This window comes from Devosia sp. Root635 (genome assembly GCF_001427605.1).
Taxonomy (GTDB): Bacteria; Pseudomonadota; Alphaproteobacteria; order Rhizobiales; family Devosiaceae; genus Devosia.
This window is the reverse complement of the sequence record NZ_LMGZ01000008.1, coordinates 76,569-89,854: the sequence shown is the minus strand read 5'-3', so window position 1 is coordinate 89,854 and position 13,286 is coordinate 76,569. Positions and strand designations below refer to the sequence as shown.

At 65.3% G+C, this 13,286-nt stretch carries 15 protein-coding genes; 5 read left to right on the top strand and 10 right to left on the bottom strand.

From position 1 onward, the window contains the following. Positions 1–133: 133 nt before the first annotated feature. Both ASD80_RS05615 and ASD80_RS05610 read right to left on the bottom strand, forming a co-directional pair. Positions 134–766, bottom strand: coding sequence for a DUF1109 domain-containing protein (locus ASD80_RS05615; RefSeq protein WP_056230130.1), 633 nt, complete (start codon positions 764–766; stop codon positions 134–136). Further along, entirely contained in the window at positions 763–1,275 is a 513-nt protein-coding gene (locus tag ASD80_RS05610; protein WP_244488943.1) for a sigma-70 family RNA polymerase sigma factor, read from the bottom strand. The genes ASD80_RS05615 and ASD80_RS05610 overlap by 4 nt, the downstream gene beginning before the upstream one ends. Before the next feature lie 197 nt (positions 1,276–1,472). Between ASD80_RS05610 and ASD80_RS05605 the strand changes: the two genes are divergently transcribed. From ASD80_RS05605 to ASD80_RS05595, 3 genes are all read left to right on the top strand, one after another. Continuing rightward, positions 1,473–1,805: a hypothetical protein gene (locus tag ASD80_RS05605; protein ID WP_156460341.1), complete on the top strand. Its 333-nt coding sequence runs from the start codon at positions 1,473–1,475 to the stop codon at positions 1,803–1,805. An 87-nt stretch (positions 1,806–1,892) separates the two neighbouring features. Continuing rightward, the gene (locus ASD80_RS05600; RefSeq protein ID WP_056230125.1) at positions 1,893–2,741 is read left to right on the top strand and encodes a cytochrome b/b6 domain-containing protein; all 849 of its coding nucleotides are present in this window, start codon (positions 1,893–1,895) and stop codon (positions 2,739–2,741) included. Continuing rightward, a complete protein-coding gene (locus ASD80_RS05595) occupies positions 2,738–3,526 on the top strand; it encodes a molybdopterin-dependent oxidoreductase (RefSeq protein WP_056230123.1) in 789 nt (262 codons plus the stop codon). The genes ASD80_RS05600 and ASD80_RS05595 overlap by 4 nt, the downstream gene beginning before the upstream one ends. A 145-nt stretch (positions 3,527–3,671) precedes the next feature. Here the strand turns inward: ASD80_RS05595 and ASD80_RS05590 are convergent, their stop codons facing one another. Then, on the bottom strand, positions 3,672–4,616 hold the full coding sequence (locus ASD80_RS05590; RefSeq protein ID WP_056230120.1) for an ABC transporter substrate-binding protein: 945 nt from the start codon (positions 4,614–4,616) through the stop codon (positions 3,672–3,674). A 403-nt stretch (positions 4,617–5,019) separates the two neighbouring features. Between ASD80_RS05590 and ASD80_RS05585 the strand changes: the two genes are divergently transcribed. Both ASD80_RS05585 and ASD80_RS05580 read left to right on the top strand, forming a co-directional pair. Continuing rightward, positions 5,020–6,558: a DEAD/DEAH box helicase gene (locus ASD80_RS05585; protein WP_244488942.1), complete on the top strand. Its 1,539-nt coding sequence runs from the start codon at positions 5,020–5,022 to the stop codon at positions 6,556–6,558. Between the two features lie 64 nt (positions 6,559–6,622). Next, positions 6,623–7,513, top strand: coding sequence for a 2-dehydropantoate 2-reductase (locus tag ASD80_RS05580; protein WP_056230161.1), 891 nt, complete (start codon positions 6,623–6,625; stop codon positions 7,511–7,513). A 9-nt stretch (positions 7,514–7,522) separates the two neighbouring features. Here ASD80_RS05580 and ASD80_RS05575 read toward each other — a convergent pair whose 3' ends face one another. From ASD80_RS05575 to ASD80_RS05545, 7 genes are all read right to left on the bottom strand, one after another. Continuing rightward, positions 7,523–8,935: an alpha,alpha-trehalose-phosphate synthase (UDP-forming) gene (locus ASD80_RS05575; RefSeq protein WP_056230119.1), complete on the bottom strand. Its 1,413-nt coding sequence runs from the start codon at positions 8,933–8,935 to the stop codon at positions 7,523–7,525. Between the two features lie 22 nt (positions 8,936–8,957). After that, a complete protein-coding gene (gene otsB / locus ASD80_RS05570) occupies positions 8,958–9,734 on the bottom strand; it encodes a trehalose-phosphatase (RefSeq protein ID WP_082555081.1) in 777 nt (258 codons plus the stop codon). A 309-nt stretch (positions 9,735–10,043) separates the two neighbouring features. Beyond that, positions 10,044–10,667 carry a nucleoside deaminase gene (locus ASD80_RS05565; RefSeq protein WP_056230116.1) on the bottom strand — a complete coding sequence of 208 codons (624 nt, stop codon included), beginning with the start codon at positions 10,665–10,667 and terminating at the stop codon, positions 10,044–10,046. A gap of 16 nt (positions 10,668–10,683) precedes the next feature. Next, the gene (locus tag ASD80_RS05560) at positions 10,684–11,463 is read right to left on the bottom strand and encodes an META domain-containing protein (RefSeq protein ID WP_056230113.1); all 780 of its coding nucleotides are present in this window, start codon (positions 11,461–11,463) and stop codon (positions 10,684–10,686) included. Between the two features lie 80 nt (positions 11,464–11,543). Beyond that, complete coding sequence (locus ASD80_RS05555) at positions 11,544–12,032, bottom strand: ureidoglycolate lyase (RefSeq protein WP_056230110.1); 489 nt, start codon at positions 12,030–12,032, stop codon at positions 11,544–11,546. 2 nt (positions 12,033–12,034) lie between these two features. After that, positions 12,035–12,856, bottom strand: coding sequence for a bifunctional allantoicase/(S)-ureidoglycine aminohydrolase (locus ASD80_RS05550; RefSeq protein WP_056230107.1), 822 nt, complete (start codon positions 12,854–12,856; stop codon positions 12,035–12,037). 71 nt (positions 12,857–12,927) lie between these two features. Further along, positions 12,928–13,260: an ArsR/SmtB family transcription factor gene (locus ASD80_RS05545; protein WP_056230104.1), complete on the bottom strand. Its 333-nt coding sequence runs from the start codon at positions 13,258–13,260 to the stop codon at positions 12,928–12,930. Positions 13,261–13,286: the final 26 nt, after the last annotated feature.

Sequence of the window (13,286 nt, the reverse complement as noted above, 5' to 3'; positions counted from 1 at the left end):
ATAAGGCCTGCCCGAGGACGGTCGATGTCTGCCCGGGAGCGCGGATGCGACCGCCTCCCGGGACATCTTAATCAGATTTCGTCGATACAAGCCCGAGGTGACGGCCGGTGGGTGGTGAAAGATTGGCTTGCGCTCACCACCGCAGCAAGAACCGCCCCAGTATCGCCCCTATCCCTCCGACGATAACGATGCCCAGCGTGTACCAGAGCGCCAGGAACATCATGCCCGTCTCGTCGCAGGCGAAGGTGTAGATCCAGGCGCCGGTGGCGCCGGACATGATGCCGGCCGCGAAGCCGGCCAGGGTCGGGTTGGCGGGGGCCATGCGGCGCAGGGCCAGCAGGGCGGCGAGCAGGACCGGCAGGGCGAAGATCGGGATATAGGTCAGCGCACGCAGGATGGACGAGCCCATGATGAGGGGCATCATGTCGTCGGCGCGGGCAAGCTGGACGATGGACAGCACGAGCAGCAGGGCAAGCAGGCCCAGCCCCGCCAGCCAGGGCCAGCGCGTGCGGCCTTCGGGCCGGGCCAGAACCCGCGTTGCGGCAAGGCCGAGCAGGGCCAGAGCCAGCGTATAGCCAAACTTGGTCCAGTAGCTCATGGTCGTGGTGGCCACCTCCATGTCGGGCCGCATGCCGAGCAGCATCAGCATGGCGAGCACGGCGACCACGCCGCTGAGCAGCAGGGCGCCGACCAGCAGGCGTTGCATGGCCCTAGGGCGAACGGGTTTCAGATCGGCGGCGAGGCGGGCGATCAGGTCATCGGTCATTTAGGCCCTCCCGCGAAGCGCGCGGCCAGCGACTTGAGACCGCGATGGATGGAGACCTTGGCGGCGGTTTCGCTGATGCCATGGGCCGCGGCGGCTTCGGCCACCGAAGCGCCGTCTATTTTCGTGCGGCGGATCAGGTCGCCGGTACGGGCAGGGACGGCGTCGAGCACGACATCGAGGTCGCGCCGGGCCAGCGCGTCGGCGCTGTCGTCATGCGCGAAAATGGGAGCGTCGTCTTCGAGCGGCACGGTGAGGCGGATCGACTGGCGGCGGACGTGATCGACGAATTTGTGATGCGCCACCGCATGCAGCCAGGCGGTGAAGGGGCGGCTGCGGTCATAGGTCATGCGGCGGGTATGGATGGCGAGGAGGGTTTCCTGCACGAGGTCCTCCGCGTGCGAAGCAAAGGCGGGGGTAAGCCGCCGGGTGAAATACGGGCGCAGGTGACGGCCGAGTTCGGCCAGCAGCATGCGATAGGCCGCCGCATCGCCGTCGAGCGAAGCGATCATAAGCCCTCGCAATCGCGTCTCGGTCGGGTCAGCCTGCATTGATCATCATTCGCTCCCGCTGGCGGCATGGTTACATGCGCCGGGCCGGTGAGGGAATGGGCGATCACGTCGGCGTGATCGCGTAACGCGCCGGACCATGCCAGCGAATGGCGTTGCATGATCCGCCCATCGGCGGGATCGATCCAGGGAGCTACATCATGACCAACAGAATGCGCGGCATTGCGCTTGCCGCCACCCTTTCGCTTGCCCTTATTCCCGCGGCCTTTGCCCAGGATGCCATAACGCCCGCGCCCGACGCGATGGCGCCTGCCAGCGCCATGATGGCGGGCGAGCCGACGATGCCGCCGATTAGCGACGAAGACTTTGCGCTGTGCATGCAGCAGGCCGGGGGCATCACCTTCCCCGCCGCCATGCAGGCCGCCGCCGCTGCATGCCATGGCCTGCATATGGGCATGGACGTGCTGGGCGCCATGGAGGCCATGGGCGCGGACGCGATGGCAACGGACGCGATGGCGCCCGCCACCGAATAAATTTCCATGCTATGCATCATTTGTCCCGCGCGGCTTCGTTACTGCTCGCGCGGGGCAAATGGCCTCGATGCCATCAAGGGGGAGAAGATGAGCGAAGCCAAGGACGCGGCCGGCAAGGGACCGCTGATCTATCGCCAGTCGATCTGGACGCGGGTGACGCACTGGGTATGGGCGATCTGCCTGTTCTTCCTGCTGCTGACCGGGCTGCAAATCTTTAACGCACATCCGGCGCTCTATATCGGCCAGCAATCGGGCTTCGAATTCGAGAATGCCATTCTCGAAATCGGCGCGGTCAACACGCCGGAGGGCCCCCGCGGACGGACGACGATATTCGGCAACAGCTTCGACACGACGGCGCTGGGGCTGGGCATGAGCGGCACGGCCGAACGGCCCGCCTTTACCGGCTTTCCGGGTGCGGTGACCATTCCCTCCTATCGCGATCTCGGCACCGGCCGCGTCGTGCATTTCTTCTTTGGCTGGATTTTCGTCGCGACCATCTTCATCTGGTTCGTCGCCAGCTTCGTCAATGGTCATATCCGCCGCGATATCGTGCCAAGGCCGGCCGATATTGCCGGCGTGCCCAGGGACGTGGTGGACCACGCGACTTTGCGCTTCAAGCATGGGCGGCACTATGGGCCGCTGCAGAAGCTGGCCTATTTTGGCGTGTTCTTCATTCTCTTCCCGCTGATCGTCGCCACCGGGCTGACCATGAGTCCCGGCATGGATGCCGCCTGGCCGTGGCTGCTCGACCTGTTCGGGGGGCGGCAGACGGCGCGGACCATCCATTTCATCACCATGCTGCTGCTGGTGACCTTTTTCATCATCCATATCGTGATGGTGCTGGCCGCCGGGCCGATCAACGAACTGCGCTCGATGATTACCGGCTGGTATCGCGCCAGCCCCGGCACGCCGGAAGCCGAAGGAGACAAGCCATGAGCGCGCTGATCACCCGCCGCAATTTCCTGCGCAGCTCGGCATTGGCCGGCTCGGGGCTGATCCTGGCTGGCTGCGACCAGTTCGATTTCCTCGGCTCCAGGGAAAATCCGGTGCGTCATGCGATGGAGCAGGCCAATGTGCTGACCTACAAGGTGCAGCGCACCTTGATCGGCGACCAGACGCTGGCGCGCGAATATGCGGCCAGCGAAATCCGCCAGGGCCAGCGGCCCAATGGCTCCACCGCGCCCTCGACGCCGGAATACATGTTCCTGCAGATGCAGAATTTCGAGCCGTATCGGCTGACGGTCAAGGGCATGGTGGAGCGCGAGGTGAGCTTTTCGCTCGCCGAATTGCGCAATATGCCGGCGCGCAGCCAGATCACCCGGCACGATTGCGTGGAAGGCTGGAGCTGCATCGCCAAATGGACCGGCACGGCGCTCGGGCCGATCCTCGACATGGCCGGGGTGAAGCCACAGGCGCGGTTCTGCGTCTATCACTGCTACGACAATATCCAGCGCACGCTGACCGGGGATATTCTCTATTATGAGAGTTCCGACCTGGTGGATGCCTATCATCCGCAGACCATCCTGAGCTACGGGCTCAACGACCAGGCGCTGCCGGTGAGCAACGGGGCGCCGATCCGCCTGCGCATCGAACGGGCGCTGGGCTACAAACAGCCGAAATACCTGCACACGATCGAACTGGTCGACGACCTCAGCCCGTTCGGACGCGGCAAGGGCGGCTATTGGCCGGACAACGGCTATGACTGGTATGGGGGGATTTGAGGGAAGACTTACCCTCAACCTTGACGAAGAGGCGACGACTGGTCGCGTTCAGCGGAAGGTCAGGGTGAGGGGTGCTGCGCCCTCCATGCTTCACTGCGCAAGGATAGCGCAGAACCCCTCATCCGCCCTTCGGGCACCTTCTCCCTCAAGGGGAGAAGGGAAGATCGGCGCTCCGTTCGATCAACGCCGTCAGCTCATCCAACTGCCCGGCATAGGCCCGATAACTCCTGATCCAGCCGGCGGGCCAGTCGCCCACCTGGCCGGCGGCGACGGCGGGGAGGCGCTCGGCCAGGGGCTGGGCAGCGAGGGTTTCGGCGGTGCGGGAACCCCAGCGGTCGTCGAGCAGGATGATGTCGGCGGGATAGAGATTGGCGTTTTCCCAGCTCAGGGTCTGGTAGCTGCTGTCGGGATCGGTGACGGGTACGACAAGGTCGAGGCCCCAGGCGGCAAAGTCGGACAGTTCGGCGAATTCGGATGGGGCGGCAACGGAGAGGCCGCTGGAGCCGGGTGATGCGGCCATGACGGTGAGGCCGGGCCTGGCCGCCATGGCTGATTTGAAGCGGGTCAGTGCGGCGTCGAATGCCGCCTTGTCGGCCAGCATGGCAGGGGCGTCGAGGTCGGCGCCGAGGCTTGCGGCCAGCGCCGCATAGTCTTCGATCATGGCCACGACCGACTTGCCCTGGGCCGGACCGACGATGGGGGCAATGGACTCGATCTGGTCGGTGATGGCGGCATCGCCCACGGCGCCGCCGTAAAAGCCCTCGCGCGGCCAGTATTCGGTGACGATGAGATCGGGGTCGAGTGCCAGCACGGCTTCGGCATCGAGCTCATACCAGCCGCGGCCGACGATTTCGACGCCGGTGAGATCGAGCCCCTCCGCGGCGCGGTCGACCGAGGGCGGGCCATCGAGGAAGACGCCAACGGGGCGGATGCCGAGCGGGATGAGCGCCGCCGCAGCGTTGACATGGGCAATGATGCGGGTGGGTGGTTCAGGCAGGGTGACGGTCTTGCCGGCGCCGTCGATATAGGTCCATTCGGCGGCGAAAGTGGGGGAGACAAGGAGGATGAGGGCGAGGAGGGTGCGGAACATGGGAGGGGTTCTAACACGGGCTTGCCTCACCCACAGCGTCATTCCCGCGATCCGACGCTGTGGCATCCGTTGCAAACCCGCCATGCAGGCACGAATCCCGAATTTCCTTGCTATTTCAGGTGCCTTGCCCCATATGAGCGCCATCGTCACCGGCGCATGGACCTTCAACGGATCCGCTGGCGCCAGGATTATGGTGACGGACTTCTCTTCTTATCCCCTGCGGTGAGCGGCGAAGTCAGCCCGGAAACAATCTGTCCGGGTTCGAGCCAGCACCCGCGCGATATCTCCCTTTTATCGCCCGATTGCACCTGTTGACCCGCCGACGCCCATGCGTCCGGCGACAAGCGCGCTGCATTGTTCTGCGCGCCCGCAAGCGCCTGTCGGCGCAGAAAGACGTATCGTTTTGAACGACTTCATTTCCCTCGGCCTGCCAAGCATCATCACCGACAGCCTGACTGCCGGCGGCTTCACCGAGCCCACCAAAATCCAGCTCCAGGCCATTCCCAAGCTGCTCGAAGGCAAGGACATGATGGGCATTGCCCAGACCGGTTCGGGCAAGACGGCAGCCTTTGGCCTGCCGATCCTGGCGGGCCTGCTGACCCTCAATGGCCGTCCGCGGCCGCTGACCACCCGCGCCCTCATCCTGGCGCCCACGCGCGAACTGGCCGTGCAGATCGACGAAGCCATCCGCAAGTTCGCCGGCTCCAAGATGAAGCTCGACACCGTGCTGCTGCTGGGCGGCGTGTCGCGCTATCACCAGGTCAAGCGCCTGGAGCGCGGCGTCGATATCACCGTCGCCACGCCGGGCCGCCTCAAGGACCTGATGGACGACGGCAAGATCCGCCTCAACGAAACCCGCTGGCTCGTGCTCGATGAAGCCGACCGGATGCTCGACATGGGCTTCATTGCCCCGGTGCGCCACATCGTCAAGGCGATCGGCATGAAGCGCCACACCATGATGTTCTCGGCCACCATGGCCCCCGAAGTTGCCGACCTCGCCAAGAGCCTGCTGCAGGATCCGGTGCGCGTCGATGCGTCGGTTGCCGGCTCCACCGTGGTCAAGATCGACCAGCGGGTGATCCTCAGCGGCTCCAAGGCCAAGCGTGGTGTGCTCAATGAACTGCTGGCCAGCGAAACCGAGAATATGGAGCGCGTGATCATCTTCTCGCGCACCAAGCATGGCGCCGACCGCGTCGCCAAGAATCTCGAAATCGATGGCCACAAGGCTGCGGCCATCCATGGCAACAAGAGCCAGAATGCCCGCCAGGCTGCCCTCAAGGGATTTGCCACCGGCGAGGTGCGAATCCTCGTCGCCACCGATATCGCGGCACGCGGCATCGACGTGCCCGGCATTACCCATGTGGTCAATTACGAGCTGCCCGACGATCCGGAGAACTATGTTCACCGGATCGGTCGCACCGGCCGCAACGGCGCTTCGGGCACCGCGATCACCCTGTGCGACGGCACCGAGCGCGGCAAGCTGCGCGACGTGGAACGCCTGATCCGCCGGACCCTGCCCTATACGGGCGATCTCCATACCGGCAATGACACCGGCGTCGTCGAGGCGCCGCGCTCGGCTTACAAGAAGCCCAATGGTGGCCGTCCCGGCCCGCGTTCGGCCAAGAATCCGCGCAAGGACCAGACGGATCGCCGCTCGCCGGCCGAGCGCCGTCCCTTCGCCGAGTTCGCCAAGGAGATCGGCGGCAAGAGCCAGCCACATCACCAGCCGTCCGATACGCCGCGCAGCCGTCCGGCCGAAGGTACCCAGCCGAGCCGCGGCGTGCGTCGCGACATGGAAACCGGCAAGCCGATGGCGGCCAAGCCGGCCGGCACCAAGCCTGCCGCCAACAAGCAGCGCTGGGGCAAGTCGCAGAAGGACGCCGTGCGCAATGGCGGCCGCTCCAATGCCGATCGCCAGCGCGGTCGTGTTGCAGGGGCCTAAGCGCCCGCAAATCAGCTATGACAAGGGCGGCCCCGGTGGCCGCCCTTTTTGTTTGGAGCATTTCATGACGACAATTGCGGTCATCGGGCCCGGCGCCATCGGCGGCACCATCGCCGCCTGGCTGGCGCAGGACCCGGCTTTTTCGATCACCGTCTGCGCGCGGACGCCGCTCGATGACATCAGGGTCGAGACGCCGCAGGGCGTGATTACGGCCAAGCCGGAGGTGCTGACCGATCCGGGCAAGGCGCGGGTGGTCGATTGGGTGCTGGTGGCGACCAAGACCTATGACGTGGACTCGACGAAGCCATGGCTGGATCGGCTGGTGGGCGATGCGACGCGCGTGGCCATCATCCAGAATGGGGTGGAGCATGTGCGGCTGTTCGAGCATCTGGTGCCGGCCGAGCGGCTGGTGCCGGTGATGATCAATCTGCCGGCAGTGCGCAGTGCGCCGGGGCGGATCGTGCAGAGTCGCCACGGCATCATCGCCGTGCCGGCCGGACGGAACGGCAATGCGCTGGCGGCGCTGTTTGCGCATACCGAGATCGAGGCGGCAGCACATGCCGATTTCCTGTCGCAGGTCTGGGTCAAGCTGGCGGGCAATTGCGCCGCCATTGTGCCGGCGCTGACGCTGCGGGCCACGGGGCCGGTATGGAGCGATGCACTGGAGGCCATCGTGCGTGGGCTGGTGGAAGAATGCGTGGCGGTGGGCCGGGCCGAGGGCGCCGACATACCGGAGGCGGTGATCGACGCAACCGTGGCCAATGCGCGGAATTCGCGCGAGGGCTCGGTGGCCGGGTCCATCCATGCCGACCGCCTGGCCGGGCATCAGATGGAAGTGGATGCGCGCAATGGGGTGATCGTGCGGCTGGGCGAGCAGCATGGCATCGCAACGCCGATGAACCGGGTGCTGGTGACCTTGCTGGCTGCAGCGGGGAGTCCATGGGTGAAGTCGTAGCTTCGGAGATCAGGCCACGGATGCCAGGTACAGAATATCCCGGGTGCCGGTGCCGGCGATTGAGGCTGGCGCCAACCGGTCGAGAAAGTCCCGGCTCCAGTTTTCGACGCTGTGCTTGCGTGCCGCCGCCATCAGCGTCTTCCAGCGGTCCTTGCGTTCGTCCAACGGCATGTCGAGCGCCATGCGCAGCGCCTCGGCGGTTTCGTCGGTGTCAAAGGGATTGACCAGTATGGCATCCTCGAAAATCTCCGCTGCCCCGGCAAAACGCGACAGCACCAGAACGCCGGGGTCTTCGGGGTTCTGCGCGGCGACATATTCGTGGGCAACCAGATTCATGCCATCGCGCAGCGGGGTGACGAGTCCGACGCGCGCCAGACGGTAGAGGCCGGCAAGGCTGGGCTGGCCGTAGGCGCGCTTGACATAGGTCAGCGGTGCCCAGTCGGGTTCGGCGAAACGCCCCATGACGCGACCACACATGGCGTCGAGTGTGTCGCTGGTCTCCTGGTATTCCTTGATGCTGTCGCGCGAGGGCGGCGCCACCTGCAGCATGTGCACCAGCCGGCGGAAGCGGGCATTGTTGGCCAGCAGCTTCTCATAGGCTTCCACCCGCTGCGGCAGGCCCTTGGAATAGTCGAGCCGGTCGACGCCCAGGATCAGTTCCTGTTCGCCCATGGCGCGTTCCATGCGCTTGATCATCTTGGTCGCGGCGGGGCTGACGGCCAGCCGCGCAAAGGCGTCCGGGTCCGAGCCAATGGGGAAGGCGGCGACTTCAGTCCGGCCGAAATCCACTGACTTGAGCGGTGAGCCGGCCAGGGTCGAAGGCGCCTGATGCTCGGAAAATTCCGTGAAAGCCGCGACGTCGCGATTGGCCTGCATACCGACCAGGTCGTAGCGCGACAGGTCGCGCATGAGTTCCTGATGATGCGGGATGGCATAGAGCGCATCGGTGGTCGGGAAGGGGATGTGCAGATAGAAGCCGATGCGATTGCGAACGCCCAGGTTGCGCAATTCGCTCGCCAGAGGGATCAGATGATAGTCGTGCACCCAGATGATGTCATCGGGCTTGAGCAGGGGCAGCAAGGCGCGGGCGAACTGGGTGTTCACCCGGCGATAGCCTTCGTACCAGTGTGCCTCGATGGTGGCGAGATCGAGCCGCAGGTGAAAGCTGGGCCACAGGATGGAATTGGAAAAGCCGGCATAATAGGCGTGATGATCTTCGCGAGTGAGGTCGACCTGCGCCACGGAGAGGCCGTCGATATCCTCGAAACGGGCTTCGGCCGAGGGTTCATCCACCAGTTTTCCCGACCAGCCGAACCAGAAGCCTTCCCGTTCGGCCAGCGTCTTGCGCAAGGCGACGGCAAGGCCGCCGGCCGCCGGGCCCTTGCCCGGCGTTCGGTTGGATACGACGATGATACGGCTCATTCGGTGCCCCCGGTCAGTTCAGTCAATTCGTCAATGCGGTGTCACGGTCGCGCGCGGCGATATCGCCGAGCCCCTGGATCAGCGCATGGACCGAGGCCACGTTGGCAATGCGCATGCGGGCGGCGGTGTCGCCCTCCCCCAGCTTGATGCCGACGCCGCCAAGATCCTGGGCGGCGATGAAGGCATCCTCGTCGGTGGTGTCGTCGCCGATGAAGATCGGCGTGCGGCCGAGAAACGGCTCCTCGCGCATGAACGCACGCAAGGCCTGGCCCTTGCTGGCGGCGCGGGGGCGGGCTTCAAGCACCATCTTGCCGGGGACAAGGGTGAAATCGGTGACGCTGTGGACGGCCTCTTCCATGGCAATGCGCACGGCTGCTTCGAGTTCGGGTGCCTGGCGATAATGCAGGGCGACGGCGCCCTCCTTGGTTTCCAGCAGCAGAGTCGGATTGGCCGCGACCAGGGGCGAGATGGCGTGGGCGATTTCCTCGGCGCCGATGATGGCGGCGGGATCGACGGTTTCCACTACGCCATCGGCGCGGCGGCGCTGGGTGCCATGCGCGCCGGCAATGGGCAGGTGCAATGGGGCGAGGAAGCGGTCGATATCGGCGATCTCGCGGCCGGTCAGCACGGCGAAGGCGCTGTCGAGTTCGCGCACGGCGCGTTCAAGCTGCTGGGCCAGCGCTTCGGGAACCTCGACGGCATCGGGGGTTTCGGCGATTTCGACAAGTGTGCCGTCGAAATCGGTGAAGATGGCCAGGTGAGGAATGGCAGTGGGGGCAACGACGTCGATCTGCGCCATCGGGGGGACCTTCCGCGGAAAATTACCCAAGAGCAACGCGCGATGCCCGGTTTGGTTCGACCGGCATGGCTGGCATGCGGCAAGCCATATTCTGAACGGCAGATAAATGGGGCATTGGTCCGGCGTTCAAGGCCGGTTGGCTAGAGGAGAAGCAGCGTCAACGCCATGCCCGGATCAAAAAAGATGTCCCAGCTCGTCATAACCGCGCTCTTCGCGCTCGCCATCAGTTTCCTGACCTTCGCCGCGTCGTTCGCCGATGTGCCGCGCAGCGAGATGCTGGTGATAGAGGCCCACGAATAGCTTCGACACCTAAGCCAGCGGAATGCCCTTGTTGCCCTTGTCGGCCTGATAGGCTGCCGAAAGGTCGGCATAGAGGGCATTGAGCTCATCGAAACGCGCCACCAGGACCTCCTTGTGGCTGCGGTCGAGGGCGGCAATCATCCGGGCGATATTGTGGCTGGTCCAATAGGCATTGCTGGCATTGTAGAGCGGGCGGTCGCCGGGCACTTCGCTTCGGTCGGGATCGGGTACCGCATAGACCCCCTTGAGGATCTGGATGTCGTAGGGGATGGCGAAGCTGTCGCGGCTGTCCTGGTGGCTGAACAGATAATAGAAATTGTCGAAGCCCGACCAGGTGATGCCCGAAAGGCAGAGCGAGCAGGGCTCATGGGTGGCGAGGAACAGGCAATCCTTCACATCGGGCCGCTGGTCGGCCGGGCGTTCGAAGAAGCGCTTGATGGCGTGCATTTCGCCGTGCCAGAGCGGATTTTCGATCTCGTTGTTGGTTTCGGCCACCACGACCGAGAGGTCCGACTTGCGCAGGATGGCGGCGCCGAACAGCTTGTTGCCGCGCGCCACACCCCGGCGCGTCGCCGGGGCGATGTCGTGTTCGATGACGTCGAGCAGGCGGGAAATCAGGTCGGCATTGTCCATGGCAGCTCCATAATGCTCAGGGCCGGCGGACCAGCCCGGCCAGCGGTACGCCGGCAGCGTCGACCAGCTTGAGCGTGTCGCCGGACAGATCGTAGCCGGCGGTGGCGCCGAGCGCCGCGAAGAAGCGCGCCTCCTGCGCCATGACGTCTGGCCCACAGGCCATGCGGGTGCCCGCTATCGGGCCAAAGGTCAGTGGCGGGGTCTCGAAGCTGGCTTCGGCGAAATAGTTGTTGCAGCCGCCATTGCCGCCGACGCGATGATCGGCAGCGATGGAGAGACTCAGCTCGGTCCGCGGCAGGACCGGTTCGCCGCCGATGCTGGTCACGGCCCAGACCACATCGAGCAGCGGATCGGGCGTTTCGACCGGCGGCAGGATCTGTTCAGGCGGGTCATGCGGCGGCGGCGGGGAGAATTCCACCGCGACCACGTTGCCGGCCGGTTCCCGCGGATCGACGACGGTGGGCTGCCCGTTGCGGAAGATGGCGTAGCCATTGCTCCATATCTCGGCGACGAGACCGAAGCTGCCGCCGTCGGCAAGGACATCGCTGCGCACGTTGAGGGTGAACTGGATGGGTGACCCGGCCTTGCCACCAAGGCTGGCATGGGCGCCGGTGATGCGCTGCTGGCCGGGCAGGGCGACGAGGGTGATGACCAGCGAGGCGCCGGGGGGCAGGACCATGCGCTCGCGATAGGTAACGAGGCCGGTAAAGGTAACGTCCTCGGCCAGGGCGGGGCCGGCCAGCGCCAACAGCGTGAGCAGCGTCAGGCCGGCGCGTTTGACAATCTGCAGCAGCATCGAGACCTCCCATCCGATCGGCAGAAACTAACGCAGCGGCAAGATGGTTGCGAGGGTGGCCGCGCCGAAACTTCGCCGGCCTACCGCGCCACCGTCCAGGGCATATCGAAATGATGCTCTTCGAGGTTGTTCCCGTCGCCACCCCGATCGACGACGAGGAAGTCGCTGTCGGTTTCGAGTGGGGTCAGAACGCCGTGCCAGGTGTTCATGGCGATATTGACGCCCTGGCCTGGGGCGGGGGCGAAGGCGCGCAGACGCACCGGGGCGCCGCCGTCGTCTTCGGCGACGATGACCAGCCAGGGCGCGGACGACAGCGGATAGAAGGCCTGGCTGCCCAGCGGATGGCGTTCCACCAGCTTGAGCGCCAGCGGCAGGGCATAGGGCTGGCCGCGGAACAGCGAGATCAGCGGGCGGGGATGGACGCCGCCCAGCTCGACCCGCGCCAGGTCGTGATAGCGCTCGGTCATGCCGTTGTTGATGGGATAATGATGCGCTCCTGCCGTCTCGATCACCTGCCCGAATGGGGCAAAAGCCGCGGCGGAGAGGGGTTCGATGGTGATGGTGCCCATGGCTAAAGGCCCAGCTTCATGTGGCGGTTGACGTCCTTGTAGAGCAGGTAGCGGAAGCGGCCGGGGCCGGCATAGCAGGCCTGGGGGCAGAAGGCGCGCAGCCACATGAAATCGCCGGCCTCGACCTCGACCCAGTCGCGGTTGAGGCGATAGACGGCCTTGCCTTCGAGCACGTAGAGGCCGTGCTCCATGACATGGGTCTCCTCGAAGGGGATGACGGCGCCCGGCTGGAGGGTGACGATATTAACGTGCATGTCATGGCGCAGGTCAGTCGGCTCGACGAAGCGGGTGGTGCCCCAGGTGTCATTGGTGCCGGGCATCCAGCGGATGGGCTCATCCTGCTCGTTGGCGACGAAAGCGGCAGGCGCCTCGATGCCCTCGACGGGTTCGTAGCGCTTGCGGATCCAGTGGAAGCGAACGGGGGCGTCGCTGGTATTGGACAATGACCAACTGGCGCCAGGCGGCAGGAAGGCGTAGCCGCCGGGCCGCAGGTGATGGGGCAGGCCTTCGATCGTGACGCTGGCCTGGCCCTCGACCACGAACAGCACGCCTTCGGCCTCGGGATTGGGCTCCGGCCGGGTGCTGCCGCCACCGGGCTGCACCTCCATGATGTATTGCGAGAAGGTCTCGGAAAAGCCGGTCATCGGCCGGGCGATGATCCACAGCCGGGTCTTGTCCCAATGGGGCAGGGCACTGGCGACGATGTCGCGCATCACGCCATGGGGAATGACTGCATAGGCCTCGGTGAAGACGGCGCGACCGGTATGGAGCGCGGCCTGCGGGGGCAGGCCGGCGGATGGCGTGGCGTAGGATGTGTCGGCCATAGTTCCTGATCCTGGACTCTCGACCCGACACTAGAGCGTCGGGCAGGCTGAGGCCAAGACCAAACAGCGGATCAGGTCACCGGCTGCTCCACCCGGTTCCTGAGCCTGCTCAGCATGGATGTGGCATAGGCGGCGTAGGGGCCGATCCAGCGCTCGTGAATGGCATGGATGGGCAGGGCATCGAGATGGTTCCAGCGCTCGCGGCCGCGCCGTTCGGCGACGACCAGTCCGGCCTCTTCGAGCACGCCCAGATGCTGCATGACGGTGCAGCGATCGAGCGCCGGCATCAGCGCGCAGAGCATGCCGGTAGTGCGGGGCTCGACCTTGAGCAGATCGCAAATCTGCCGCCGCGTGCGGTGGCTCAAGGCCTTGAAAATAAGGTCGTTTTCGTCTTCGGTTGACATGTTATGTTTTTATAACATATGATGGG

Excerpts from the sequence above, each read along its gene's own strand:
- ASD80_RS05615 (WP_056230130.1), bottom strand. The coding sequence starts at position 766 with ATGACCGATGACCTGATCGCCCGCCTCGCCGCCGATCTGAAACCCGTT.
- ASD80_RS05610 (WP_244488943.1), bottom strand. The coding sequence starts at position 1,275 with ATGATCGCTTCGCTCGACGGCGATGCGGCGGCCTATCGCATGCTGCTG.
- ASD80_RS05605 (WP_156460341.1), top strand. The coding sequence starts at position 1,473 with ATGACCAACAGAATGCGCGGCATTGCGCTTGCCGCCACCCTTTCGCTT.
- ASD80_RS05600 (WP_056230125.1), top strand. The coding sequence starts at position 1,893 with ATGAGCGAAGCCAAGGACGCGGCCGGCAAGGGACCGCTGATCTATCGC.
- ASD80_RS05595 (WP_056230123.1), top strand. The coding sequence starts at position 2,738 with ATGAGCGCGCTGATCACCCGCCGCAATTTCCTGCGCAGCTCGGCATTG.
- ASD80_RS05590 (WP_056230120.1), bottom strand. The coding sequence starts at position 4,616 with ATGTTCCGCACCCTCCTCGCCCTCATCCTCCTTGTCTCCCCCACTTTC.
- ASD80_RS05580 (WP_056230161.1), top strand. The coding sequence starts at position 6,623 with ATGACGACAATTGCGGTCATCGGGCCCGGCGCCATCGGCGGCACCATC.
- ASD80_RS05575 (WP_056230119.1), bottom strand. The coding sequence starts at position 8,935 with ATGAGCCGTATCATCGTCGTATCCAACCGAACGCCGGGCAAGGGCCCG.
- otsB (WP_082555081.1), bottom strand. The coding sequence starts at position 9,734 with ATGGCGCAGATCGACGTCGTTGCCCCCACTGCCATTCCTCACCTGGCC.
- ASD80_RS05565 (WP_056230116.1), bottom strand. The coding sequence starts at position 10,667 with ATGGACAATGCCGACCTGATTTCCCGCCTGCTCGACGTCATCGAACAC.
- ASD80_RS05560 (WP_056230113.1), bottom strand. The coding sequence starts at position 11,463 with ATGCTGCTGCAGATTGTCAAACGCGCCGGCCTGACGCTGCTCACGCTG.
- ASD80_RS05555 (WP_056230110.1), bottom strand. The coding sequence starts at position 12,032 with ATGGGCACCATCACCATCGAACCCCTCTCCGCCGCGGCTTTTGCCCCA.
- ASD80_RS05550 (WP_056230107.1), bottom strand. The coding sequence starts at position 12,856 with ATGGCCGACACATCCTACGCCACGCCATCCGCCGGCCTGCCCCCGCAG.
- ASD80_RS05545 (WP_056230104.1), bottom strand. The coding sequence starts at position 13,260 with ATGTCAACCGAAGACGAAAACGACCTTATTTTCAAGGCCTTGAGCCAC.